We start from the raw sequence: 24,283 nt of genomic DNA on the forward strand, positions 1-24,283 counted from the left end.
GATCGCAGCGCGCACCGTATGCGCCTGCCAACTCAGCTTCTCGCCAATCAATGACACCCGCATACCATTGGGCCTCTTCAGCATGGCAACCAGTTGATCGCCTTTACTAAGCGTGGGTGAACTTGTTCTCATCTTCGCTTCTCCGCTCTGTACCCAAAGCCAATCATCGGCCTTGTACTGAGCAGAGCCCGCAACCGGGCGAAAAGGGATCAAACATGCATGACAGGCTCAGTACTGCTTCCTTTAGGCAGCGAGTCCAGCCGGAAGTTTAGCTTTTTTACAGGATGCCAATGCATGCACGTTCAATGCAGGATCCACTAGCGGTAGTGACCACAATGGGCGGGAAGAAGACATTCGCTGCAATCGCGAGAAGACCTGCCTCAGTTGAGAGAAGCAGACGTTCCAAAGTTCAATTTATTTTGCTCCTCCAAAGGGCTAGGTCCAACGCTAAAGCCAGTATTCTCTGTTAGTAGCGACGTAATTTAGCGCAGGAAGAGGCGCTTTTTTCGTTTGGCACGTCTCGTCTGTCTTTTTGAAGTATTTTTTCCCCACTTCTGCTTGAACCAATCAATTTCAGATCGGTAATAGTCCCGTATTTCCGCAATCAGTTTTTTCTCGAAATCGCTTTGCGAGGTGTGTTCGTTCCAGCTATCTAGCGCACTTTCGAGTCGCCTTTGGATGTAGGACGGAACGTCGTCTTGGAATACGTGTAGATTCTGAGGGTAGACACCAGTCATAACATACGGTCGGCGCATTTGTGATTGGTCATAGGTTTTGTTCTGCGCGCGCCAAAGGGCCTCTGCCAACGGTATCCCCTCGTCATGTTCGACAAAGAACTCAGCGACTTGCGCTGCTTCAGTACCAGTAACGGGAAAAAGTGTGCCGATGTAGGCACGGGCACCGGCGAACATGAAACGACCTGAAAGCTGATGCCACGACGCGCAAGCATTGTTAAAGATTACTGGCGAGCCATGGTCGGCGAGCTCCCTCGGCATCGCGATGTAGTTGTGATCGGCCAACTTTAGCGCCGCCGAGCCGAGAACGCGGGGTATTAGCTCTCGTTCAACTGGTTCGAGTTCCTTCGCCTGGTTTAGCTCTACGAAGTCTTTTACTGCCGTGCCGACTTCTATCTTTTCCGATTTCTTTGGATCGCTCCAACTGACCCCATCAAGCTCATGGAAGCGCTGGAACTGCATAACATTTAGCATGTCAGGGTCATTTGTTCGAGCGACCCCAATCGCGGTATCCACGACAAGGCGGCGGGTTTGGCCAGAGGAGTCATTAAACTCATACGTGAACCGATAGCCATCGGTATCGCCGCAGTGCGTGGCGAAAAGTAAGAAATCATAAGGAAAGAGTTCTACGGTATTTGTAATGTCTCTGACGTTGGCAGTCTTCCAAGGATAACCGCGAACAAACACCCTGCGTTTGGCCAGCGATTGTGCAACCGCCTTGACCTCCGGAGCCGGTGTTTGGCCTGGGTCCACTAGGACAGCAAAACGGACACCTGTTGTATCCGCATTTCCAGCAGCAAGGCCGTTTAAAACGGAAACGCCGAGATCGGGATAAACCTTGAGATGTGTAGAAGGCACTTCGGGAAAGCCGAAGCCGTATGGAATGTGGCTGGTGAAGAATGTGATGCCCCCACCGTCAGGCGGGACGACAGCGGGGCATAGCTCTCGGACACGCTTGGCCAGTTGAACCAGACTGTCGGTGGCGCTCTGGCCATGGAGGTCATACAGACTATATAACTCTTCGGTGAGGCCTTCAGCAGCGTCCTTGTCTACCTCCGAAATTATGAGAAGATCTGCATCAAGAGCGAATGCATAATTTGCGGCAATGACCTCACTGAGCGGTTCCCCGGCCTCGCAAACGACCAAGTGTTCTCTGCCTTTCAGTTCAGCGTTTCTTGTCTCGGCGCCATCAATGAACTCAAGAAGCTGATTGCCCCGCAACGCCGTGAGGAGACCAACACCTATGTTGTTTCTTCCCCATTTCAGGACAGACGGCGGGGGCCTTTCCCGAAGGACCTCATTCAAGTCGTGCGAGGTGGTTGTCAGAATGCTCTTGGACGGCAGCAGATTAGTCATTGCGTCATGTTGCTCGGCGGTGAGGTCAGCAAGAGCGATCTTGGTTACACCTGCTTTGGCGATCGCATTGTTCCGTCGGACGGCCTCGCTACTACCATCCGGTCTCGCCATTCGCGGACCGTCGAGAATCGGCAGGTAGTAACCCGGACGTTTGAAAACGCACGAGAGGCGTGCCGCCAATTCGGCGTCATCAGATACAATGGCCAGCTTTCGAATCGGAGGGCATTTCATCGTTCGATTGATGCCACTTAGTTGACACGTAGGCTACCCGTCAATTTGGCAGGAACTCTCCCTCGCGCAGTCGACCTGCAGGATCCGCAAATGTCGGCAATGCGAAAGCCTCGCTGCAGCAATAAGGTGCTCGGTGGATGGCCGGTTTGGGCCGTTATAGGTCGTTAGCGTCTTCAATAAAACGAACCGATGTTGCACCGCGGCAAACTTCTGCTCTGAGCCCCTTTCTACCGATGCTGCAAGGCGCATCAATATGTGCTTAGAGATGTCGCGGGTATCGTACAGTGATGAAATTCGTGTATGGAGATACAAATCAGCAGCGATATCGTTGAATTGTTTGCCTGCGCTTTGTCAGCTCAAACAGCTTGCGCCTCGTATGAGCCGATAGCGACTTCAGATCGCGATTTTATGTGTGTGAATTGAACTATGACATCAAAGCCTAATTTTGACCGCAACATATTTAGATACCGCTCAATTAATTCACTACTCGGCGAGCGTGCTGAACTCGAAAATCAAAGTATCTATTTCGCGCCCGCCGAAAGCTTGAACGATCCAATGGAAGGGTTGCGTAGAGTTGTTTGGCGTGGGGATCGCGTTACATGGCGAAATCTTCTTCGCAACTACGTAATCTGTTTGGAAAATCGCATCACCCAAGCATTGCTACATAGGGATGATGAGACACTAGATGCGAATGCGATCAGTGTTTTCCAAACCCTAGACAACGTTCCAACCCCTCAAATGCGAGACTTTCTGAAGCAATGCATCCAGTCCGTCGAGCAGACCGAACTGCACACTACATTGCTGGATTTCCTGGCGGGCGCAGAGCGTGATATCTCGTTCACTGAGTTAAAGCAGCATTTGCGCCTCGTGCATTTCCACTGGCTACAGATAATTCAGAAGGCCGTGTCTGACCAAGGCTTTATGAAAGCCAGAAATAGCTTGGAATTCGATGAAGCAAGCATGGCTGCCAATCTTCGCGCGATGCAAAACCTTCTTCCAAAATTGGCAGCGGATCATGGTGAGTCTGTGTTGGAAGCCGTTTTCGAAGTACAAGAGATGGTCAGTGCAAGCATCGGTCTTCATACTGCTTTCAACAACTCTGAAACTGCTTCGCATAAAAAACAAAGTCTGATATTCGACTTCCCTTCCGAGTATCTCAGATGCCTATTGAAACTGATTTATCCGCCTTGGTATGTAGCTTGCTTTTCTAAGCGTCACGACAACGTTGCAATGTGGAGCTACTACGCAAACGAGCACAATGGTTGCTGTCTGATTTTCAGAACGCTGGGCGATCCGGATCAACAGACCCTACGGTTGAGAGGTGCGAGAGGTTTCCAAGCGAGCCGAGGCGAACAGAGTAGAGTTTTTCGAGAAGGACAGGACTTAGAACTCCGATCTGTGAATTACACTTCTGAGCACCCTCAGTTGGAATTTTTCTCGAACCTTGGACGAATTTCACAAAAAGATGCTATGGATGGCTGGTTCACCGATGATGATGGAAAGGTATCCCCACTTTCAAGTCATCTCACAGACCCAACTGCTACAGAAAAATGGCGTGGTGAGCACTGGGATCGTTTCTTGCCTCCACTACTCAGCAAACATCCAGATTGGCGACATGAAGAAGAGCGCCGCGTCGTACTGCATGACAACTTAGGCATACTCGATAAACCTGAAGATCGCACTTTCACGTATGACTTTGACACTCTCGAAGGAATAATCTTCGGGATGAACGTAAAGATGTCCAACCAGGTCAAAACTCTTCAGATAATTGAACCGAAATTGGTTAATAGATCTTCGGACCGTCCATTCAAGATTTATCAAGCGCGGTACAATTCTCGCACGGGCAAGATGGATTGCTTCGAGTTGGACCTCACAACCGGCGCGCCGACACTACCTAGTTGCTAGATTTTGGTAAGTGATGTCAGGCGGCATAAGACACCGCTTATGATTTTTCAAAAGTGGACATTGGCGCAGGCGCAGCAAAAGTCCGTTTTGTCCGCATGGTCGTCGTCGTGCTTGGCGATAGGTTTTCGTGGCAACGTATGTCCGCTGTGAAAAACTGCGAAAATACTGACTAAGCGGCTGCCATGGGCCGTAAGCGCCCTCACCCTCAAATTAGCATTGCCCCATAACTTGCCATTATGGAACGAGTTCACGAACACTTCCGAGAAAACTTGGAAACGTGACTGGAACTCAAAAAATGCATCGTCAAGATGCTCTTCGCTTGAAAGCTTACATGCTGCTCCACAAAACACCCTGTGGAACGATGTACTCCAGAAACTGGGTGAAGGTGAGATACACAGTAAGATTGACAAAAATTGCATATAGCAAGGCGATTGCCACACCGCGGGCGGATAGACCGGACAGATACAAGACCATAAAAAGCGTGAACGCAAAGCTGGCAACATAGAAGCCCGCAACAAAAATCAATGCAACATACAGTATGGTGGCCAACGTTGCAGAAACCTCCATTTTGCTAATCGACCAAGACAGCTTCTCACGCCTTGGGATCACGAGGGCTGTCAACGCACAAAGTACGATTAATGCGACGCAAATCAACGGCACAATTCTGCTGCGTGTTTCAATCCCACCCAACTGGACACCAAATGCCGCTGCCACAACAAGATAGAGAGCGGTCGTAACTAAAGTCTCCCCACGGGCACGGAACAATTTCATCAAAGATCTCCCTCAGCTAGCACATTGCCAAACTTTTCAAGTGCCTCACTTGTCGGCGCAATACCGATGCCAGGTTTGTCACTGATATAATAGACACCGCCTTGAACAGGTTCTTGCGGACCAGTTAGTGCTGATCTTCCGGTTACGGCGCCATATGGAAATTCAACCGGAGCGTCACCGGAGCAAGCAACCCAAACATGCGCAGAGAACGCCGTTGAGACAGGTCCCGATGGATTGTGCAGCGAAAGTCGGCAACCGCGGGAACGAGCGTGGTTCAGATGTGCGCACAAATTATCAATTGGCCACAGATATTTTACATCCGGCATGAAGATATCTGGTCGTGCCGAACCGTCCAGAAGCGCGTCAGCGTCCAGCTGGTTGTTCAATGTCTCACCACCTGCCCAGACAACCCATGAATATTTTGACCGAAATTCTGCGACATCCATATGCGATGTGTTTATATCCAGAATATCCTCAATCCAGCAAAAGGCCGGATATTGCTTGGTCCAAGCCATAAATCTATCGGCAAGCTTCAAATTGAAGCGCCAATGGCAGTCTATCGCCACCTTTTCGGCGCCTACCGCCTGACAGGTAGCCTCCAGCCGCTTTAATCCCGGCTCCACCACATCCATATCCATATGGGCTGGCGTCAATTCATCAAATGGCGTTGCCTTTGCAAAAGCGAACCCTTCCTGAATTGCGCTGGCAGCATTTGCGGCAAATGCTTCAGGACTGCGATTTTGAAAAAGGCCACGATTAAGATTTGCATATAAGGGCACCGTGGTTTCTCTGCCATCACCTAAAAGACGGTAAAGAGGCTGGCCAGCGGCCTGTGCATTGATATCCCATAGCGCTTGGCTGATCCCGCTGAAGGCGGTCATCGCGCAGTGGTCCCGCAACGGTGGGACCTTGAAGCGCAGGAGATCGGCCATACAAGCGTTAATATCAAGCGGGTCACGCCCCAAAATAGATTGCATGGCTTCTTGCGCAAAAATTGCAGCGGCACGGTCACTTCCGCTCCCCGTAATTTCTCCCCAACCTGTCAAACCACCATCTGTCTCCAGCATAATCAGAATGAAAGTATCCCGCGGCGGCGCAAACCGGATGACTTTGTATCCGTTAACCTTCATTGGAAGTCTCCTGTCCGCGGCTTTTTACAATTGAGCGGACGTTGGCGAATATCAGCAGCACGACAAAAGCCAGAAGAATCGCCGATATCGGCCGCGACAACAGGTAGGTGAAGAATGATTGATCCTCGAAACCGGCAAAGCGAAGTGTCCTGCCGAAGTTCTGCTCAACCATAGGGCCCAAAATGCTGCCAAGTAGCACCGGCGCCGGTGGTATCTTAAATTTCTTGAACACAATTCCGATAATCCCAAAAACCATCATCAATCCCAGATCGAGAAGGCTGTTACGTACCGAATAGACGCCGATAGCTGAAAAGACGATCACTGCAGGGATTATATATGCGACCTTGAGCTTCAGAATTGGCGCGAACAACTTTGCGCTGAGAACTCCAACAAACAACAAGACAAAGACTGTGACCAGCATACCCGACATGAAAGTCAACGTGATGTCGTGATAATCCGTCAATAGTTTGGGTCCAGGCACCAGACCTTGGATAGTAAGTGCGCCATACAGAATGGCCGCCGTTGCCGAGCCGGGAATGCCAAGAGCCAGCAGCGGGATAAGCGAACCTCCAACAGCGGCGTTGTTGGCAGACTCGGCCGCAATTATTCCCTCCGGATTGCCCTTCCCGAAAGTTTCGGGAGACTTCGAGATACGCTTTGCCTCTCCGTAACCAACAAAAGCAGCTACAGCCCCGCCGGTACCCGGTAGAATTCCTATACCTACGCCAAGCAAAGAAGTCCGTAAAACAAGGAAACCGCGCCGAAGTACCTTTTTTGCGGCTTCAAGAAAAGAAGTATTGAGCATAGGGACGTCGACAAAACTGCCGCTTCCGGTGCGGGCAAGAGTGACCATTTCAGCAATTGCAAAGAAACCCACAATCAGGGGAATTAGATCGATTCCCGCCCTAAGTTCATTTATTCCAAAGGTAAAGCGATACTGCCCGGTGTTAATATCTGTGCCAACAAGGCTGATCAGAATGCCGAACGAAACAGCAAAAAATCCTTTGCTCAACTGGCTGCCTGATAAACTGCCAACGATTGTTAAACCCGCCAGCCCCAACATGAACATTTCAGGGGGACCAAACTTCAGCGCGATGGACGCCAGTAATGGAGTAAGGAACAATAGCGCCAATACTCCAGCCAAACCGCCCAGAAAACTCGAAAATACGGAGTAGTAAAGAGCATCCTTTGCACGACCCTGTTGAGCAAGTGGAAAGCCATCAAGTGCGGTGCAAGAAGCCTCCCCGGTACCCGGGGCATTGAGCAGGATGGCCGATATCGACCCGCCAACTGTAGCGCCCATATAAATCCCACCAAGCATCAACAGCCCGTTGGCCGGCTCCATGCCGAAAGTTAAAGGCAAAAGTATCGCAACGCCTATCGGCCCGCTTAAGCCGGGGATCGCACCTAGCAGAATACCGGCAAGCGTTCCGCCTGCTGTCAACAGCAGTGTGTCAACACTAAATAACTGGATGAGGATATCGATCAGTGTCATTGTAATAAACTCATTGAGGAATACGTCCTATCCAGAACAAAATCTGAATCAAAAATGGGTGAATTTGAGCTGGCGGAAGGCCGGATTAAAGCCCACTGTTTAGCAACACTATTGGTTGTACGCATTGCAAGGCGAAACTGACTTTGCTCCGAAATCGAGCCTCCATCTTTCAGAACAAAGTGCGTTATAGGAAAAGCCGCCAATATCAATTGACTTGATTGGCGGCTTATTTCACCTAGTTCGAGAATGCTTCCGGATTTGCTTTAACGACGCCATTAATGGCATCAAGCTGAGTGGTCAGCGACTTAACGACATCACCTCCGCTCATGTAATCCTGCACCTCGTTTATTTTCTCAAGCTCGACTTTAAATGCCTCACCACCGGCAAAACTGTCGATCGCTTCCATGATCGCTGCAATACGATCTTCCGGTACACCTGTCGGCAACACCAAAGCGCGCCGAGATGCGTTGATTAAATCAACACCAGACTCTTCAAATGTAGGAACGTCGGGAATGCTATCGAACCGTTTCTCACTAGCAACCGCTAGTGCCTTTGCACCGGAATCACTGAGCGAACCAACGAATGACTTATCAATCATCAAACCATCAACATGGCCACCCAACAGGGCATTGCGACTCTCACCACCACCGGAGAAACGAATGAAATTTACATCAATGTCATTCTGATTTTCCTGGCGGATCAGTTCATAAACATGTGTGTCGCCAGAGACGCCGAAAGTCAGTTTACCAGGATTTTCTCGGGCGTGTTCGACAAAGCCTTCATAGGTATCGAAAGGCACCTCCTGATTAAAGACAATCGCGTTGGCAGAGATATTGAATGTCGACAAAAACTCGAACGAATCCATGTTGAAACTGACATTGGGCACTAACGCCTCTGTGAGCAGAAAATCACTGGTGGAAATCAGCCCGAGTGTGTAGCCATCGGCCTTTGCATCCGCGATTTGGGCTGTGCCGATTTGCCCCTGCGCTCCGGGAGCATTTACAACGATCACGGTACGGCCTAGCGCCTCCTCCAAGGCTGGCGCCAGTGTTCTGGCCATTGTATCGGTGCCCCCACCTGCGGCATAAGGCACAATCAACCGAAAATTCCGCTCAGGGAATTCAGCTTGGGCAGCGAAAGTCGTTCCCAAAAATGTGGCTGCAAACACAACCGAACTCAAAAATTTCATAGTTCTCCTCCTTTGATTTTGTTGAATGCCCACACGCTTTTACGCCCGTGAATGCACTGCTGCGTCACAACGAATATCCATTTTTGATCAAATATGCAATATTATTCTTAATATTTTTCCATATTATCCATATATTTGATCAATTATATATATTTGATCAAAATGATATTGTAATTTTTAGCCTCAAAGTGGAAACCTGCAGCAGGTGCTGTCAGACAACGGAGGGCGTTTTGGATCAAAGTGTGACGAAGCTCAGATATTATGAAACACTGGAACGAATTCGCTCCGATATCCTGAGCGGACAATTTTCTTCTGGAATGCGATTAAAGATCGCCGATCTTGCGGAACGCTATGACACCAGCCACATGCCCGTGCGAGAGGCCCTGCGTATGCTGGGCGGCGAAGGATTAGTGGAATTAGAACCCAATAAGGGGGTTCGGGTCCGACGGTTTGATCGCGCTTTTCTTGAAAATCTTTTTGATATCCGTGTAAGTGTCGAACAGATGCAAGCTCGACGCGCAGCCGAACAAAGAACATCTCAGCAATTGGTCGCTATCAACGCGGCAAGGCTTGAGTTCGAAGCCGCCGCGAAAAATGCTGATGTCTTGGAGCTATTGACTTGTAACCGCAAATTTCACGCTGCTATTAGCGTCGCGGCAAAGAACTCCGAGGCTGATGAAATTGAGCTGCGCCACAGCCGCCTGCTTCCTATGCTTTGGAACAATTTAGGATATCCGCGAGAGCGTGTCAGCGTTGTCATTGACGACCATCGCCATATCGAAGCAGCAGTGAGCGACAGAGATGCCAACGCCGCAGCCATACTTGCTGCGGCACATTGCTTAAAAGCCAAGCAAGATATGATGGTCGCATGGGAGCATTATGAGGGGAAACAAAACAACCGCTGACTTGCATAGTCCAGTTAATTCGGTCGAGTTTTCCCGTCGCTTGACGATGTTATGTAGTTGAACTTCACAAGTTTATTTCAGTTTTTCTTTATTTAATAACTCCGTGAAAATAGATATAATTATCTCGACCACATGCTGCAGATCTACGTCTCTCTCTGCGCTTATGCCAAGACCAACACTGAGGAAAACCATCAACATATCGTCTGGTGCTGCAACATCTGCATGGGAAGGATGGAGCCATTACTGCGCGACGAAAGCCGGCGTTCTGTCTTTGACGCGGGTCGCTGATAAGGAATACCGGGACCAGGGAATTCGCGTCATAGGTCTAAGCCCCGGCACTGTCGCCACTCATATGCAGGAACAAATCCGCGCATCGAATATCAACCCGATCAGCCAGCTTGATTGGTCAGCCCACATACCTGCCGACTGGGTCGCATAGGCAATTGTTTGGCTGATGACCGAGAATGCCGACGCCTATAGAGGCACAGATTTTTCGCTTAAGACATATGAAGGGCGGCAAGCTGTTGGCCTGCCACCGCTTTAAGAAGGCTTGGCTACACAAGCCACCCTTGCAACGAAGGAGGCGCAGAGAGAACGTCCGTTTTTGACCTGCCCTCCGCGTTAATCCCTTTGCAGTTAATTCTTAGCCTCGACCTGCCATTTTTGCTGCGCTTCGATGGATACGCCAAACTTGAACATATCAAATGTAAAGTCTTGAACAGCGTTATTTGAGGCAACTTTTTTCGGAAGATCTGGATTTATCATTGCGGTCTTACCGATGGAAACAAAGTCCGCCTTGGAATCTGCAATAATGCTGTTGGCCAGTTCTATATCTTGCATACCTCCGTTTGCAATAACGGGTAGTCCGGTCAACTCGCGCGCATACTCGGTTAGATTACGATTATCTTTGGTGTAACTGTGATATGCATACCCATTTTTCTCACTTGCCAAATGAATGTAATCCGCCCCGGCATTTGCCACAGAACCAAAAATAATTTCAGCATCTGCGATACCATTGGGCCAAAAATAGTCGGAATTATTGGCTTTTGCTTGAGACAACCGTACGCCGACAATGAAGTCATCAGGTGCGTTCTGGCGCGCATCTCGAATTATTTCGCACGTTAGACGAATGCGATTTTCAAGAGAGCCGCCATATTGATCGTCCCTCTTGTTTGTATCATCAGTCAAAAATTGATCCAATAAATAGCCATTTGCACAGTGGATTTCGACACCATCAAAGCCAGCTTCTTGAGCGCGCAAAGATGCCTGTAGAAAACCTCTTTTGATTTCCTCGACATCCTGCAAACTTAAGATTTCCGGTATTGGATATTCACCTTGTTTGTGACCATAGCCTTGCAGCATGTTTCCTTGCGGTCTTACTGCTGAAGGTGCATGCGGTCTATCTACATGCTGCGAGAGCGCACCAGCATGGATCAGCTGCAAGATAATGCGTCCGTCATGGGCTTTGACTTTTTCGGTCACTTCACGCCAACCAGATTGATGCTCGTCTGTCACCATACCCGGCTGGTTAGAATATGATTGTGAAAATTTGTTATCTGTAAAGGCACCTTCAGCAATCAATAGGCCATAACCACCTTTGGCGAATTCGGAATAATAATTCGCCATATTCTTTGTCGGAACTCCATCGTCTTGGGCACTCGCACGCGACATAGGCGCCAGAACCAAGCGATTACCGATATCCAGTTTTCTAATAGCTGATTTGGTAAGTACAGGGTGTGTTTGTGACATAATGTTCTCCATGTTTCTGTCGTAGGACACGGATAGATTTCACATAACATTTTGACAAGTACGCACTATTTTGTCATATACACACCAAAAGGATACTAAAGAGAGAATTATGTCAGAGATTTTCAAACCAGAACAACTTTTTTGTCCCACAGAAACAATGCTCGGCATAATTGGTGGAAAGTGGAAAGGCATGATTTTGTGGTGCCTTTCACAGCGAACCATGCGCTTTAATGAACTCCAACGCACTATTCCAAACATAACCCAAAAAATGCTGACAAAGCAGCTTAGAGACCTAGAAGCCTATGATATCATTGTCCGTGAAGTTTTCGCTCAGGTGCCGCCTCGTGTCGAATATCGACTAAGTGACCATGGAGAAACATTAAAACCTATACTCGACGACTTGGAAGAATGGTCCAAAACCTATCTTGGAAAGAAGATCGAGGAATCCCGGTCCAAACAACCATGATCAGTCCGACCTGCATGCGGCAAACTTTTTTTCTTAAGTTTGCTGAGGGTTGGCGTCTACGTTGTGCAACGCCAACCATCTACATTAAGAGCTAATCTGACGCGCGGATGCGCGCAGCAATATCAATTAGCATTTGGTATCACGTCGCTTTTGACTTTCTATATTCCTCGACCGGCAGGCCGCCAATGCCCCAATGTTCCAATTCAACTTCATCGATAACAACAAATGTTGTGGCAGGATTTTTGCCAAGAACATCGTGAAGCAGCTCGGTAACGCCAGCAATCAAGCGGTTTTTATCCACGATTGAAGGTCCGGCACCATTCGGGCCACCTTCTTTTGTTATTTTAATATTGACGTAAGGCATCGTTCAAAACTCCTTTGAAATATAGGTGAAAACTTTGGTGACAACGCGCCATTCCGAGCCATGGCGTATGAGTGTCAAATAATCGAGATAGCTGCGTTCCATCATCGTCATGCGCGCTGTCACACGTGCCATGCGTTCACTGGCAAAAACTATCTCCAGCACCTGGTCATTTCTCGGTTCGCTGCGCTTTGCGGGCGGCTCGCGGTTATCAATGCGCGCCATGTAAGTTTCCAAATCGAGGAACAGCTCGTCACCCTCTGTGGCACAAATATAGGCTAGTTCCGGGTGGAAAACCGTGCGCAAAGACGTGCTATCCGCATGATAAAGACCGTCGAAATAGCGCTCCATAAGACGGCTGACTTCAGCGAAGTTTGCGGGTGTCATTGTATCAGTCCCTCCGCCCGCATTGCTATTTGCACTGAAGAGCGCTCACTGATCCGGGCCAAATATGCTTCAAGCTTTGGCCAACCTTGTAGGTCGATACCGGTGAAATTTGCCCAGTTGGCAACCACGAATAGATAGGCATCTGCTATTGTGAAATTACTGCCTGTCACCGTTTCACGGTCATCAGCAAAAAGGCTCTCTACGCTGTTGAACTTTTGCGCCACAGCTTTGCGGCTGTTTGCTTTTTCGTCCTCGGTGACGTCTTCTTTAAACAAAGGACCGAAAGCCTTGTGCAACTCTGAAGAGACAAATGTGAGTTGCTCCAGCATGCGCGCTCGTTCCAATGTGCCGATTGCAGGCGCTAGACCGGTTTCTGGCTTAGTGTCTGCGAGAAACTGCAAAATTGCCGGGCCTTCGGTCAAATAAGCGTCGTCTGTCATCTGCAATGTTGGCACATATCCTTTTGCATTGATTTTAGAGTAATCAGCGCCGCTTTGCGTCAAACCTGCTGCTGTATCCACTTTCTCAATTTCAAATGGCACACCCAACTCATAAAGAACGATGTGGCTGGCAAGGGAACATGCTCCCGGTTTATAATAAAGTTTCATCTGCTTGGTCCTTAAATGTTGTTGACGAAAGCGAGATGACACCTGTAGTTTCACTTAGCAACCTAATTACTTCTGGTTACTGCATTATCGCGTTACTCTAGAGAAACCTGGTAACTTCAATGGCTCTTAAGATGCTCAAAAACAAAAGCCCCGCTCCGCCCGAGCCATGCATGTTAACTGAATGTATGGCTGTAATTTCGGGCGCTTGGGCACCCAACGTAATTTGGTCGCTCCGTGCTGGCCCGCGCCGCTTCAGCGAGTTGCGCGCTGACATACCCCCCATTTCAGCAAAGGTGCTTTCAGCAAGGTTGAGCGAACTTGAGAAAAAAGGCGTGCTTGTGCGTCACGTCAAGCGCACATCCCCGCCCTCAACTGAATATGAGTTGACCCCGCTTGGCGCGGAACTGTTGCCGGCGCTGGATGCAATTGTACAGGTAGGACACCGCTTGAAAGCCAAGTTTTGATTGTAACACCAAGAACAGTTATCGAACCATGTTTATGAAAAACATAGCAATTATCGGCAGCTCTGGTGCGCTTGGAAATGCTTTCAAAGTTCACTTGTCGAAATCACACACAGCGTTAAAAATTCACGCATTTTCCAGAAGCAAGCATGATGATGGCGCCGGAAATATCACCAATTACGCTATAGATTATGCGGATGAAAAATCGATTGAAGAATGCGCCTCACTTGCGTCAAAGGACGAACCGCTCGATTTGGTAATTGTCGCCACCGGTATTCTGCATAACGATACTATTATGCCTGAGAAATCTTTGCGCGATTTGTCGGCAGAAAAATTGCGTCATATTTTCGAAGTCAACACGATCCTGCCTGCCTTGCTTGCCAAGCACTTCATACCCCAATTGAATAGAGATAAGCGGTCTATATTTGCAGCGTTATCAGCACGCGTCGGTAGTATATCCGACAATGGTCTCGGCGGTTGGTATTCATACCGCGCTTCGAAGGCAGCCTTGAACATGATCATAAAGACTGCTGCTATCGAAGCGGCAAGACGCAACAAACAAGCAGTTATTGTTGGCCTTCACCCTGGAACGGTACAAAGCGAATTATCAAAACCTTTCCAATCCAACGTAGCTGAGGATAAGCTTTTTACACCCGAATTCTCGGTATCAAAAATGCTTGGCGTGTTGGATAAACTTGAAAGCGATCAAAGCGGCAAATGCTTCGCTTGGGACGGAAAGCAGATTGACCCTTGAGCTGAACTGCTTACGTTTTTTGACAAACAATGAATAAACGCGGTGCTATTCCACTTTGGCTCAGAGTTTCTTTCACATCAAAACCTGTTGATTTTAGCATATCTTTTAACTCTGCATTGCCAAGCATTCGAACATAGGGTGCTTTGCCAAACAGGCGCATAACCGAGATCATCGGCCGCAAATAACAAGCCCCATCAGTAAGCAAAGTCGTCTTCGAGATAAAAAGACCACCGACAGGCAATTCATCATGGATTTGAGTTAAGACATCTTCCAAGTTCGGCAAGAGATGCAACAGATTCAATGCCAGCACCACATCGTGCGATCCGTTTGCCAATTTACCGGCCTCTTGCGTTTCAAAGCGCAAATTCTTCGGCGTGTCTGCGCTTTGTTTACTCTTTGCGATAGCGATCATCTTTGAAGAAACGTCAGTCGCCGTATATTGGTCAACACCCTCGGCCAATTCCAGCGCGGTTGATCCTGTTCCACAACCAATTTCCAGAACGCGGTGGTGCGGCTTTAAAACTGTGCGGATACGTTCCAAGGTTTCTAGATAGCCAGACATATCGCTGATTGGGCTTTTCGCATATTTTGCCGCGGCTTTATCCCAAAATTTTGTGCTGTTCATAATACATCCTTGCGTTTTCTTTTTGTAATATATTCGCATAGAATAGAATGGAATTGCCTAAATTTGCCGATATGTTATGCATTTATGTATGGACTGGCATTCTTCGAACTTTGACTGGAACCAAGCAAGAGCGTTTTTGACAACGGCAGAAACCGGCTCGTTTTCCGCGGCAGCAAAGAAACTCAAGCTAACCCAGCCGACCTTGGGTCGTCAGGTGGCTGCACTTGAAGAAGCATTGAATTTGGTTCTGTTTGAACGGATCGGTCGCAAGCTCTTGCTCACACCGGCGGGACGCGATTTTCTTGAGCATATCCAGGCGATGGGGGAAGCTGCCAATCAGGCATCACTTATCGCATCCGGACGCACACAATCGGCATCCGGGGATGTTTGTGTCTCCGTTAGCGATATAATGGCTCTATATGTGATGCCTCAGATCGTGGCGAACCTTCAAAAAATAGCGCCCCAAATCCGATTAACAATTGTCGCATATAACGGCCTGTCAGACCTGCAAAGGCGCGAAGCTGATATAGCCATAAGACATGTTGCGCCCAGCCAGCCGGAATTAATCAGCCGAAAGGTAAGAGAGGCAAAGGGCAGACTATATGCCAGTCAATCCTATTTGGACCGGCATGGTCCAATCGATACTGTCGACGACACCAAAAATGCGGCCTTTGTTGGCATCGGAGAAGCTGATGAATTACTGACGTTTCTTCACAGCTGGGGATTGCCTGTAACGCAAGAAAACTTGCGCGTCTTAACGACAAACGGCCCTGCGGGGTGGGAACTAGCCAGACAAGGTATGGGGCTAACACCCATGACTGATGATCTGGCATTTTATTTTCCCGAAATGAAAATGGTTCTCGCTCAGTTGGAGCCTGTTACGGTGCCTTACTGGCTGACCACACACAAAGAGCTGAACTCTTCCAAACGTATCAGATTTGTTTTTGACCATCTTGCTGACACGCTGTTGCAGAAACATTTGCCATTTAGCCGAACGGCGCAGCCTTTCTCTCAAGTAGCATCGATTTAGTTGCTGCTCTTTTTCATAAACGGATCCGGATTACTGTTTTCAGTGAAAAGCGCAATTAAGCGTTATATTTCTATGCATTGTCACCCTTGAGGGTGATTGTTCCGCCTCCTTAAATCCAGTTCATATGTCACCACCAAGCATCAAGATGGACTGGGGGATTAAGGGTGATGGTTCTAGGGAAAATGTATCAGCGACTTGGGGCGGGGTTAATTACGGGATTGATGTTGACCGGCTGCCAATCCACTTCCGGCGGTATGGAATCCAATGCAGGAAAGAGTCAGATAGCCGCATCTGAAGAGTTTGATGTAAGCACGAAGCCAAGTTCTTTTGCTGCTGCAACCACCGCATCGGGCAGCGGCGCTGCCGGAAAATGTGCGATTGAATTGGCGAGCGGGCCGCCAGCAAAACCTGCAAAGGGTGCAGATTTTGCCAAGAATGCCATTGGTAAAAACATCGCGCGAAACGTTGGGCGAAATTTACTTAACAGGGCTATTGGCGGCGGTGCCATAGGCGCAACTTTGGCAAGCCAAGTGGTACGAACAGAGCAGGACTTGGGCGGCAAATGGATGGCAACAGACGGGTCAAGTAATTGCGGTTGCGAAATTCAAATTCGTACTGGCGCAGGTGTCATTGCTCAAGGCTTCGGTCGAACAAGTGGCTATAAATTGCGTGACGCCAAAGGGGGCAACATGAGAAATCTGACGTGTTCAAACCCGCAATTAGCTGCCGTCAACCGCTTTGCGCTGGGGTACAGTTTTACCGGTTATAACGCGACGCTCGCGGTTGAAGGCAAGAATGGCGCACCAATTGCACAACTGAAACGTGACGGTATTAACTACTTCTCCGGAAACCTGGCAGATGGAACGCCTGTTACTTTGTGGAGACGCGGCGGCTAGTGAACGCAATCATAAATTAGCGTTCGTTAATTTCGGGCCGCATCTAAAATAGCTTTGTAGCAAATATCGGCGTGGGAAAGGTGCATATTTCCTGCGCCGTTTTCGACTTCAATCACGGGATCACCCCTGTGTTGACCGACATATTCAAGAACAAAATCGAGCCGCATAATTGGGTCCATAGTTCCGTGGACCCAAATGACCGGACAGGTGATGCTCAATAAATCACCGCTCCAGTCGGCCATTGCCGCTGAACCGTCATTGACCATTGCTTTTGGCCCTTGCTCAATCATGTGCAGAATACCGGCCTCGCAGATCGGATAGATATTCGGGTCATCAAGTAAGTTTTGGTCGATTGGTGAATTCGAGAATAGATGATGTAAATATGGCTTTACGCCCCTTCGAAGCTCATTCGCTATGCCTATTCGGATCATCGTCTCGAGTAACCGTGGTGTATATTTTACACCCATGGCAGCAATACGCGTTTGCAGCCCCATTCCCTCAAGATGTCTTTTCTCGTCAATTGGTATGCCGGCTCCGATCATCACCATATTTTTTGCCCGATCACCAAGCGCATTTGTAATTCTGCAAGCGTGACTGACCCCGCCTTGGTGAGCAACCACGGTAACAGGCCCTTCAGTTTTAGCGTTTAAGAGCGAAAGAGCGTCTTGAATTACAATTTCGTCAAAGTTCTTCCAGTTTTCAGGCGGATCGCTTAATCCGAAACCCGGGCGCGATGGTGCAATCACTGTCAGTCCATCTTCTTTAAATGCCGCAATCATATCTGCCGGGAAAAAAGGGCCGTGCACCAGTCCATGAACGAAAAGCACCACCTGCCCGTTAGTATCGCCATGAATACCATAACTGATCTTTCGCCCGTCTTTGCTCATGAAGATTTTGTCTGGTCTTGCAAAGTCAAGCGGCTTATCGCTCGTTTGAAAATTTCTCTCGCCCCCCGGATCAACAAGCAAGCCATAAGTCGTCGCAAGAACCATCAAATCAGAAACTTTTGAGCATCCTGATTTTCGCAAAATTGATTTAGCTTGTGCTTTGATTGTCTCCACACTGCGGCCACGCTCAGCGGCGATTTCAGCTTGGGTTTTACCATTTAGAAGCGCGGCAAGAACGCTCGTTTCTGAATCGGCAAGCTGAAACATCGATTGACAAAAACCAAGAGCATTCGGTGTCCAATTAAAATGGGCAATTGATACTGCCAACCCCTTTTTCTGATTGGCTTCATTTTCCTCAGGATTGATCCAAACGCCACATTTTGCCAAGCTCGCAACACTTGTATCGCTTCTTTTCACCCGGCAAATTTCATTATTGAACCCGGAAGATAATGCCCGCTGGGCCATCTTCTTCAATTGATTAAGTGAGGATTTTTCCAGCTTCAACTCTTTGAAAGCACATGGAAAACGTTGGCCGAAGAATTCTGCCGCCAAATGGTTTCCCTCGCATATCCACGTGTCCGGATTTATGAGAAGAGCGATTAAAGTCGGCTTATTGAGATTTGTCGCGTGGGAACGGTTTTCAAGTTCCCGTTCGCGTATCAGTAGCTCAATTCGATTGAGGTGGCTTGCCAATGTGGAATCGTTTGCAAAGTTTGCAGATTTAATGTCAGTGACAGATAAATCATCCCAGCTTTCGAAATAAAAGTTGTGTGCAGCCTTCATCAATTCATGGAAATTATCAGGCTGAAACGGGGCCTCGTATGCTTTGTCCAGTAGATGCAAAAGGCGCTCAGATTGAGTAGCTTTCTCAGGTCCCGTTTTTGAACTCATTATATTGACGCCTGTCAGTCAGGTAGGAAACAATCAATCTTTTCATTATTTTCGGATGTAATCTACACTTATATCTCAGCGACGTCTTTAACCCTTAAGGGTCATGGGGAGTAAGAAGCACAGTTCTACATTTCCATGCGATTTCGCCAGCTGAAAATTATTGTTCGGAGACATAGTAAAAAGCCACTTACAATACTTGTCACCGATTAAGCCTGTGACATCTCTCATCAAGCAATTGAATTTGCGAATGCATTAGCACCGAGCGGAAAGCCGAGCTTACGAAAATCCTAACAAACCTTAAACGTCTCGCCAGAGAATTCGCGGAATGGCTGGACGATAAACTGCAATCTGTCCATAAATCCTTGATGACGAACAGATTCAGATGGCGTTGCTGTAAGGATTCTAAGAGATGATGACTGAAGTCCGTCAACTATTATTTACGATAATATGAAACATCTTAAATGTCGTTTAGGGCAGCGATACACCTTTACGCCGAGCTCGATTAATACATTTTACAGTCTATATTCGACCTATTACATTTTCATTCCAGACAACGGCAATTTTTACCTTCTATACTAGTATTCTTCTCTGTTGATTTTAATATAGGTATAAAATTCTATTAGAAATGAGTTGATATTTTGCCAAGGCAGCCGAGTAGAACAAAGAATACTTCGATAGACAATTTCGGAGCTGGCAGTTTATAGGCAATGCATGTCGGCCCAGTAATTTGGATGTGAAGTCAGCGAGCTTTTTACTGATCATTATAATGTGACGATCTCGTGTGGCATCAATACCAGATCAATGACCAACAGCGGTTAGCACTTTGTAATATGTTCAATTTGAAGTTTTGAATTAATACACCGCAACGAGAATGTATTTATTCCAATAGAAAAAATGCTTTCAACAGAACGCAGCCTTGACAACTTATTCTAATGCCTCTCAGCCTGCACTCTTGTCTATAGAGATTTCCGGCAGCGAGTCTTCACCGGCCAAATTCTCCAAATCTGCAAGCAAAGCGATCGCAGCATAAGGTCCGACCCAACGTTTCTGAATATCATGGATAGGCAGAGCGTTAAGGTGGTTCCATCGCTCCCGGCCGCGCCGTTCAACGACCACAAGATCAGCTTTCTCCAACACAGACAGGTGCTGCATAACCGTGCAGCGGTCGATATCCGCCAATACTTCACATAGAGCGCCGGTCGTCTTCGGACCACCTTTAATTAAGTCTAATATTCGCCGCCGCACGCGATGGCCAAGTGCTTTGAATATAGCATCATATCTGTTTTCATTTGACATGTTATAATTATATAACATATTAGCGATTAAACAAGGAGGTTTTCTATCATGGAGCTAAAATTCACGGTGGCGGGGCGAATATCAAAACCGGTTGCGCAAGTTTTCGACGCTGTCGTTGAACCGGACCGTCTTACTCAATATTTTACCACCGGCGGGGCTAAAGGAAGACTGGAAACCGGGGCAGAAGTAACATGGGATTTCCACGATTTTCCGGGCGCTTTTCCTGTTCTGGTGCAAGAGGTGGTACCGAACCAAAAAATCGTCTTGCAATGGGAAGCAGACCAGAAAGCTTCAACCTGGACGACCGTGACCATGGAGTTCAGCCCACTTGAAGACGACCGCACATTAGTACGTATTAGTGAGTTTGGCTGGCCAGAAACGGAAGACGGTTTAGCTTCATCCTTCGGCAATTGCGAAGGCTGGACAATGATGCTTTGCGCTATGAAAGCCTGGCTGGAACACGGGATCAATTTGCGGGATGGATTTTACAAGTAATCAAAAAAGGAGGAATATCAAATGGAACCTGGGAAAAACATAGCCATCAAAGTTCCCTTGCATCAATGGGAAGACACCGTATCCTTCTATCGTGACAAGGTGGGTTTGTCAGTTGCCCGTGAGTTGGACAACAGCACAGGCTTCAATTTTGGCAGTATCACTTTGTGGATAGACCGCGTCCCGCAACAAAGTCAGACAGACGTTTGGATAGAGCTATTTGACGAGAACCCTGATGCAGCACTCGCATCTCTGGGCAGCCCAAAACGTGATGAGCTAGAACCGTTGACCAATGTGACCGGTCATTGGACATCAGATCCTGCAGGAACTGTGATCTTACTGCGCCAAGAGCAGATGGGATGAGCAGTAAATTCCTGTCACCGCCCGGCTGATTACCGGGCATCACAATGAAAATAATATTTTACAACCAAATCCCCTAGAAAGCTCGACCGGTTTTCTTGTCGTTTTCAATGCGGGTGATACATCCAGTTACCTTCGCAAGTAGAATATCGAAATCGATTGGTTTGGTAAGATAATCTGCAGCACCGCTCTGGAGACCCAAGATCATGTTTTCCTTATCCGCCAAAGCAGTCAGAAAAATGAACGGTACATTGGAAAGTTCCGGGTGATTGAGCTGAATCTCAGCCAAAAGCTCGTGTCCGTCCATCTCTGGCATAGTAACGTCACATATTACAATATCCGGCCACTTCGCCAGAATTGTTTCCAAGCCTTCACGGCCGTTCGCGGCTTGTAATGTCTTGAAACCAGCATCTTCGAGTTCTTCCACTAGCAATGCGCGAATTTCGGCCTCATCTTCTACGCACAGAATTGTAATATTACTCATGTTTGTCTTTCGTTTTAAGCAATTTCTATTGCAGGAATTTTGCAACGGGTTGGAGCGTTGACAAAGTTAGGGAGTTCGACGGTAAAAACCGTTCCTTGGTCTATTTCGCTTTGGACAGTTATTGCACCACCGTGTAGTTTGACAATTTGCTGTACGAGGTTGAGACCGATTCCTGTTCCAGCTATCCCGCACGAACTGCGCGCGCGGAAATAGCGCTCGAATAGTTTCGGAAGATCGTCAGCATCAATGCCTAGACCTTGGTCCCTAACAGATACATATACCTTGTTGTTCTCACACCAACCGCGAAGGAAAATTTCAGGCGAATTTGGTGCGTACTTAATCGCATTAGACAGCAAATTATTGAAAACCTGCTGCAAAGCTGATCGATCTGCCATGATTAAGCTCGGCAGTTCATCGATATCCAGATTGATTTCATGGCTTGGTCTGACCTTCAACTGATCAGCAACGCAATGTCGGATTAAATCACTAATAGACAGGGCTTCCGGTTTGATATCAAGCAGACCTTGTTCAAGACGTCCGAAAGCCAGAAAGCTTTCCATTAATTCAACCATTCGCGATACTGAGCCACGGATTCGATCAACTTTACCACTGATAAAATCTGGTGTGACTTCGGATTTGGTACGGGCTAGTCGCTGTGCCGCACCGTCGATAATGGCAAGCGGAGTCCTAAGCTCATGTGACGCTGTGGCAACGAACTGGCTCATCTGTTTATTCACCTGACGCTCCCGAACGAGCAAACGCTTTAATTTGCGTGCTTGTTGTTCAACCTCCGAAGTGCGGCTTGTAACCAGTCCCTCAAGCCGATCACGGTGCTGCAAAAGCTCTTTTTCAGCTTTTTTCCGAGCGGTTATGTCGAGATATGACACCATGCAGCCGCCGCTCGCTAACGGCGTCGTTCGCACCTCTAAGAAGAGGCCCGATGCTGTCTCGCGGTCAAATGTATCTTCGATAAACTGTTTTGCATGCCGAATTCGTATTTGTGCCAACTCTTCGACATCACCTTGGCCATATTCTCCTCGGCGCGCATAAAACCTTAGAATATCTGCGAAATTGCAACCAACAGGGAATGTTGTTTCCGGTAGGTCAAGGATCTCGTATAAACGTTTGTTGACCATGATGACTGTCAAATCTGAACTCAAAACACAAATGCCGCCGGGAAAATTGTCAACTGTGGTACGCAAAAGCTCATGAAGACTATCGTGCAATATCGTTTTGTCGTCGTTCTTGGCACTTTGTTCCGCTAGCATGTGTTGAGGAGCGGGTTGGTCGCACTCTTGCTTCAGTTTTGCGCAAACAACAAAAGCAACCTCGCGAACCAAAGCGGCCAAAGCCTCACTGTGCGCATAAGGTCCAGCACACGATTTATAAAATACAAGCGTGCCAATTGTCTGATCCAAGTCGCTAATTACGGGAACCAAAATGCGATCCGTTTCAGCTTCACAGTTTTGCTCTAGATGAAACTCCAAACCAAGTTGTAACGAAGGATCAATCTGCGACCACTCGAGATTGTATAAGCCAGCAAGCTTTATATCATCTGAAGCCACGTTCTTGAGGTAAAGTGCTCCTTTCGGCTGCAATTCTAAGGAAGCTGTCTCAACGATGACACGCAAAATTTTTGGAATTATTTGAGCAAGTATTTGATCTGAATAACCAAGACGGAGTATCTCGTTACCTGCCAAGCCCAAACACGGCACATTGCCGACGACACTCTGATTTAGACCTAGCATAAAGTTTCCTAAGTGGTGTTACCTTAAAGCGTAGCGTCCTTCGTGTGAGTGAAAATATAATTAACGGAGTGACCTGAGACCTTAAAACTCCTCCATTTTTGAGTAGAGTTCGTCCCAACACTTGTAGACGGATTATGAAGCGTTCACGATTTTCAGAAGAGCAGATCATATTGATGATCAAAGAACAGGAAGCCGGTTCGCCGACGGCGGATGTCTGCCGCAAGTATGACATCAGCTCAGCGAGTTTTTACAAATAATAAGCCTTTGAAGCGCCATTGGTTCGAGACCAAAGGCGAATGCCAAGTATGGCGGCATGGATGTTTCGGATGCACGCAAGCTAAAAGCTCTGGAAGAAGAGAATGCGAAGCTCAAGAAACTGTTAGCTGACAAATGCTCGACAACGCCATGCTGAAAGACATCAATTCAAAAAAGTGGTGACGCCTGTCGCGAAGCGAGATGCAGTTGCTCACCTTTGTGCCGAGCACGGGGTGAGCGAACGGCGGGCTGTGAAGTTCTGAAGGTAGATCGGTCGAGTGTTCGTTACAAAAGCACTCGGCCTGATGATGCTCATCTCAGGGAAGCTATAAAGCAGGTTGCTGCTGAGCGACGACGGTTTGGTTATCGGCGGATTCACGTCATGCTGGAACGTCAGGGTCTTTATATGAACCAGAAGAAATTGCGGCGGCTTTATCGCGAAGAAAAGCTGCAAGTGCGCAAACGCGGCGGTCGTAAGCGTGCACTGGGCACTAGAAGGCCGATGTTACTGCCAAGCCGAGCCAATGAACGCTGGAGCCTGGACTTCGTGTCGGATGCGTTCACCAACGGTCGGCGGTTCCGTGTGCTGGCTGTTGTTGACGACTATAGCCGCGAATGTCTGTCGCTTGTGGTCGATACTTCACTGTCCGGAATGCGCGTCACCAGAGAGCTCGACGTTTTGATCAGGCAACGTGGCCGACCAAATACCATTGTTAGCGACAACGGCACGGAGTTCACCAGTATGGCCATTCTCAAATGGTCTCAGGAAACAAATGTCGAATGGCATTACATCCAGCCCGGCAAGCCAATGCAGAGC

The 24,283-nt window shown here is 48.0% G+C and carries 25 protein-coding genes and 1 pseudogene; 11 read left to right on the plus strand and 15 right to left on the minus strand.

The window, feature by feature from the left end; translation table 11 throughout:
* Both SU32_RS17605 and SU32_RS14015 read right to left on the minus strand, forming a co-directional pair.
* Positions 1–132, minus strand: a 132-nt coding sequence (locus SU32_RS17605; RefSeq protein WP_144421149.1) for a DUF3489 domain-containing protein, incomplete at its 3' end; no start/stop codon positions are given.
* 350 nt (positions 133–482) lie between these two features.
* Positions 483–2,270 (minus strand): hypothetical protein, encoded by a 1,788-nt coding sequence (locus tag SU32_RS14015; protein WP_144421150.1) that lies wholly within the window; start codon positions 2,268–2,270, stop codon positions 483–485.
* A 477-nt stretch (positions 2,271–2,747) separates the two neighbouring features.
* On the opposite strand from SU32_RS14015, the gene SU32_RS14020 reads away from it, so the two are divergent.
* The gene (locus tag SU32_RS14020; RefSeq protein WP_054000006.1) at positions 2,748–4,226 is read left to right on the plus strand and encodes a DUF2971 domain-containing protein; all 1,479 of its coding nucleotides are present in this window, start codon (positions 2,748–2,750) and stop codon (positions 4,224–4,226) included.
* Between the two features lie 327 nt (positions 4,227–4,553).
* Here the strand turns inward: SU32_RS14020 and SU32_RS14025 are convergent, their stop codons facing one another.
* The 4 genes from SU32_RS14025 to SU32_RS14040 form a co-directional block, all read right to left on the minus strand.
* On the minus strand, positions 4,554–4,997 hold the full coding sequence (locus tag SU32_RS14025; RefSeq protein WP_054000007.1) for a tripartite tricarboxylate transporter TctB family protein: 444 nt from the start codon (positions 4,995–4,997) through the stop codon (positions 4,554–4,556).
* A complete protein-coding gene (locus tag SU32_RS14030) occupies positions 4,997–6,127 on the minus strand; it encodes an enolase C-terminal domain-like protein (protein WP_054000008.1) in 1,131 nt (376 codons plus the stop codon). Before SU32_RS14030 ends, SU32_RS14025 begins: the two co-directional genes overlap by 1 nt.
* A complete protein-coding gene (locus tag SU32_RS14035) occupies positions 6,117–7,622 on the minus strand; it encodes a tripartite tricarboxylate transporter permease (protein ID WP_054000009.1) in 1,506 nt (501 codons plus the stop codon). Before SU32_RS14035 ends, SU32_RS14030 begins: the two co-directional genes overlap by 11 nt.
* Positions 7,623–7,857: 235 nt before the next feature.
* On the minus strand, positions 7,858–8,811 hold the full coding sequence (locus tag SU32_RS14040; protein ID WP_054000010.1) for a Bug family tripartite tricarboxylate transporter substrate binding protein: 954 nt from the start codon (positions 8,809–8,811) through the stop codon (positions 7,858–7,860).
* A 47-nt stretch (positions 8,812–8,858) separates the two neighbouring features.
* On the opposite strand from SU32_RS14040, the gene SU32_RS14045 reads away from it, so the two are divergent.
* Entirely contained in the window at positions 8,859–9,716 is an 858-nt protein-coding gene (locus SU32_RS14045; protein ID WP_054000011.1) for a GntR family transcriptional regulator, read from the plus strand.
* A gap of 103 nt (positions 9,717–9,819) precedes the next feature.
* Positions 9,820–10,155 (plus strand): SDR family oxidoreductase, encoded by a 336-nt coding sequence (locus SU32_RS17165; protein WP_281175893.1) that lies wholly within the window; start codon positions 9,820–9,822, stop codon positions 10,153–10,155.
* Between the two features lie 197 nt (positions 10,156–10,352).
* On the opposite strand, the gene SU32_RS14050 is transcribed toward SU32_RS17165, so the two are convergent.
* Complete coding sequence (locus SU32_RS14050; RefSeq protein WP_082376764.1) at positions 10,353–11,465, minus strand: oxidoreductase; 1,113 nt, start codon at positions 11,463–11,465, stop codon at positions 10,353–10,355.
* A 109-nt stretch (positions 11,466–11,574) separates the two neighbouring features.
* On the opposite strand from SU32_RS14050, the gene SU32_RS14055 reads away from it, so the two are divergent.
* Positions 11,575–11,931, plus strand: a complete 357-nt coding sequence (locus tag SU32_RS14055; RefSeq protein WP_054000012.1) for a winged helix-turn-helix transcriptional regulator — start codon at positions 11,575–11,577, stop codon at positions 11,929–11,931.
* 139 nt (positions 11,932–12,070) lie between these two features.
* Here SU32_RS14055 and SU32_RS14060 read toward each other — a convergent pair whose 3' ends face one another.
* The 3 genes from SU32_RS14060 to gstA are packed head-to-tail and all read right to left on the minus strand — an operon-like array spanning position 12,071 to position 13,287.
* Positions 12,071–12,295 carry a tautomerase family protein gene (locus SU32_RS14060; protein WP_054000013.1) on the minus strand — a complete coding sequence of 75 codons (225 nt, stop codon included), beginning with the start codon at positions 12,293–12,295 and terminating at the stop codon, positions 12,071–12,073.
* A gap of 3 nt (positions 12,296–12,298) precedes the next feature.
* The gene (locus tag SU32_RS14065; RefSeq protein WP_054000014.1) at positions 12,299–12,679 is read right to left on the minus strand and encodes a nuclear transport factor 2 family protein; all 381 of its coding nucleotides are present in this window, start codon (positions 12,677–12,679) and stop codon (positions 12,299–12,301) included.
* Entirely contained in the window at positions 12,676–13,287 is a 612-nt protein-coding gene (gene gstA, locus SU32_RS14070) for a glutathione transferase GstA (protein WP_054000015.1), read from the minus strand. Before gstA ends, SU32_RS14065 begins: the two co-directional genes overlap by 4 nt.
* Positions 13,288–13,457: 170 nt before the next feature.
* On the opposite strand from gstA, the gene SU32_RS14075 reads away from it, so the two are divergent.
* Both SU32_RS14075 and SU32_RS14080 read left to right on the plus strand, forming a co-directional pair.
* Complete coding sequence (locus tag SU32_RS14075; protein WP_245625551.1) at positions 13,458–13,751, plus strand: winged helix-turn-helix transcriptional regulator; 294 nt, start codon at positions 13,458–13,460, stop codon at positions 13,749–13,751.
* 34 nt (positions 13,752–13,785) lie between these two features.
* The gene (locus SU32_RS14080) at positions 13,786–14,502 is read left to right on the plus strand and encodes an SDR family NAD(P)-dependent oxidoreductase (RefSeq protein WP_054000025.1); all 717 of its coding nucleotides are present in this window, start codon (positions 13,786–13,788) and stop codon (positions 14,500–14,502) included.
* A 10-nt stretch (positions 14,503–14,512) separates the two neighbouring features.
* Here the strand turns inward: SU32_RS14080 and SU32_RS14085 are convergent, their stop codons facing one another.
* Positions 14,513–15,127, minus strand: coding sequence for a class I SAM-dependent methyltransferase (locus SU32_RS14085; RefSeq protein WP_054000017.1), 615 nt, complete (start codon positions 15,125–15,127; stop codon positions 14,513–14,515).
* Positions 15,128–15,215: 88 nt separating this feature from the next.
* Between SU32_RS14085 and SU32_RS14090 the strand changes: the two genes are divergently transcribed.
* Entirely contained in the window at positions 15,216–16,157 is a 942-nt protein-coding gene (locus SU32_RS14090; protein WP_082376767.1) for a LysR family transcriptional regulator, read from the plus strand.
* Positions 16,158–16,339: 182 nt separating this feature from the next.
* Positions 16,340–17,053, plus strand: a complete 714-nt coding sequence (locus SU32_RS14095; RefSeq protein WP_144421151.1) for a hypothetical protein — start codon at positions 16,340–16,342, stop codon at positions 17,051–17,053.
* 26 nt (positions 17,054–17,079) lie between these two features.
* Here SU32_RS14095 and SU32_RS14100 read toward each other — a convergent pair whose 3' ends face one another.
* Positions 17,080–18,831 carry a bifunctional helix-turn-helix transcriptional regulator/alpha/beta hydrolase gene (locus SU32_RS14100; RefSeq protein ID WP_054000019.1) on the minus strand — a complete coding sequence of 584 codons (1,752 nt, stop codon included), beginning with the start codon at positions 18,829–18,831 and terminating at the stop codon, positions 17,080–17,082.
* 939 nt (positions 18,832–19,770) lie between these two features.
* Positions 19,771–20,127, minus strand: a complete 357-nt coding sequence (locus tag SU32_RS14105; RefSeq protein WP_054000026.1) for an ArsR/SmtB family transcription factor — start codon at positions 20,125–20,127, stop codon at positions 19,771–19,773.
* A 48-nt stretch (positions 20,128–20,175) separates the two neighbouring features.
* On the opposite strand from SU32_RS14105, the gene SU32_RS14110 reads away from it, so the two are divergent.
* Entirely contained in the window at positions 20,176–20,622 is a 447-nt protein-coding gene (locus SU32_RS14110; protein ID WP_054000020.1) for an SRPBCC family protein, read from the plus strand.
* Positions 20,623–20,643: 21 nt separating this feature from the next.
* Positions 20,644–20,982, plus strand: a complete 339-nt coding sequence (locus SU32_RS14115) for a glyoxalase/bleomycin resistance/dioxygenase family protein (protein ID WP_054000021.1) — start codon at positions 20,644–20,646, stop codon at positions 20,980–20,982.
* A gap of 73 nt (positions 20,983–21,055) precedes the next feature.
* Here the strand turns inward: SU32_RS14115 and SU32_RS14120 are convergent, their stop codons facing one another.
* Positions 21,056–21,463: a response regulator gene (locus SU32_RS14120; RefSeq protein ID WP_054000022.1), complete on the minus strand. Its 408-nt coding sequence runs from the start codon at positions 21,461–21,463 to the stop codon at positions 21,056–21,058.
* Between the two features lie 14 nt (positions 21,464–21,477).
* Positions 21,478–23,211 carry a sensor histidine kinase gene (locus SU32_RS14125; protein ID WP_054000023.1) on the minus strand — a complete coding sequence of 578 codons (1,734 nt, stop codon included), beginning with the start codon at positions 23,209–23,211 and terminating at the stop codon, positions 21,478–21,480.
* A 134-nt stretch (positions 23,212–23,345) separates the two neighbouring features.
* Between SU32_RS14125 and SU32_RS17550 the strand changes: the two are divergent.
* Positions 23,346–24,283: pseudogene (locus tag SU32_RS17550) on the plus strand (IS3 family transposase); the annotation flags it as partial.

It is taken from the genome of Ahrensia marina, from assembly GCF_001293565.1.
Classification (GTDB): domain Bacteria; phylum Pseudomonadota; class Alphaproteobacteria; order Rhizobiales; family Rhizobiaceae; genus Ahrensia; species Ahrensia marina.

Excerpts from the sequence above, each read along its gene's own strand:
- SU32_RS14020 (WP_054000006.1), top strand. The coding sequence starts at position 2,748 with ATGACATCAAAGCCTAATTTTGACCGCAACATATTTAGATACCGCTCA.
- SU32_RS14025 (WP_054000007.1), bottom strand. The coding sequence starts at position 4,997 with ATGAAATTGTTCCGTGCCCGTGGGGAGACTTTAGTTACGACCGCTCTC.
- SU32_RS14030 (WP_054000008.1), bottom strand. The coding sequence starts at position 6,127 with ATGAAGGTTAACGGATACAAAGTCATCCGGTTTGCGCCGCCGCGGGAT.
- SU32_RS14035 (WP_054000009.1), bottom strand. The coding sequence starts at position 7,622 with ATGACACTGATCGATATCCTCATCCAGTTATTTAGTGTTGACACACTG.
- SU32_RS14040 (WP_054000010.1), bottom strand. The coding sequence starts at position 8,811 with ATGAAATTTTTGAGTTCGGTTGTGTTTGCAGCCACATTTTTGGGAACG.
- SU32_RS14050 (WP_082376764.1), bottom strand. The coding sequence starts at position 11,465 with ATGTCACAAACACACCCTGTACTTACCAAATCAGCTATTAGAAAACTG.
- SU32_RS14055 (WP_054000012.1), top strand. The coding sequence starts at position 11,575 with ATGTCAGAGATTTTCAAACCAGAACAACTTTTTTGTCCCACAGAAACA.
- SU32_RS14060 (WP_054000013.1), bottom strand. The coding sequence starts at position 12,295 with ATGCCTTACGTCAATATTAAAATAACAAAAGAAGGTGGCCCGAATGGT.
- SU32_RS14065 (WP_054000014.1), bottom strand. The coding sequence starts at position 12,679 with ATGACACCCGCAAACTTCGCTGAAGTCAGCCGTCTTATGGAGCGCTAT.
- gstA (WP_054000015.1), bottom strand. The coding sequence starts at position 13,287 with ATGAAACTTTATTATAAACCGGGAGCATGTTCCCTTGCCAGCCACATC.
- SU32_RS14075 (WP_245625551.1), top strand. The coding sequence starts at position 13,458 with ATGTTAACTGAATGTATGGCTGTAATTTCGGGCGCTTGGGCACCCAAC.
- SU32_RS14080 (WP_054000025.1), top strand. The coding sequence starts at position 13,786 with ATGAAAAACATAGCAATTATCGGCAGCTCTGGTGCGCTTGGAAATGCT.
- SU32_RS14085 (WP_054000017.1), bottom strand. The coding sequence starts at position 15,127 with ATGAACAGCACAAAATTTTGGGATAAAGCCGCGGCAAAATATGCGAAA.
- SU32_RS14090 (WP_082376767.1), top strand. The coding sequence starts at position 15,216 with ATGGACTGGCATTCTTCGAACTTTGACTGGAACCAAGCAAGAGCGTTT.
- SU32_RS14095 (WP_144421151.1), top strand. The coding sequence starts at position 16,340 with ATGTATCAGCGACTTGGGGCGGGGTTAATTACGGGATTGATGTTGACC.
- SU32_RS14100 (WP_054000019.1), bottom strand. The coding sequence starts at position 18,831 with ATGAGTTCAAAAACGGGACCTGAGAAAGCTACTCAATCTGAGCGCCTT.
- SU32_RS14105 (WP_054000026.1), bottom strand. The coding sequence starts at position 20,127 with ATGTCAAATGAAAACAGATATGATGCTATATTCAAAGCACTTGGCCAT.
- SU32_RS14110 (WP_054000020.1), top strand. The coding sequence starts at position 20,176 with ATGGAGCTAAAATTCACGGTGGCGGGGCGAATATCAAAACCGGTTGCG.
- SU32_RS14115 (WP_054000021.1), top strand. The coding sequence starts at position 20,644 with ATGGAACCTGGGAAAAACATAGCCATCAAAGTTCCCTTGCATCAATGG.
- SU32_RS14120 (WP_054000022.1), bottom strand. The coding sequence starts at position 21,463 with ATGAGTAATATTACAATTCTGTGCGTAGAAGATGAGGCCGAAATTCGC.
- SU32_RS14125 (WP_054000023.1), bottom strand. The coding sequence starts at position 23,211 with ATGCTAGGTCTAAATCAGAGTGTCGTCGGCAATGTGCCGTGTTTGGGC.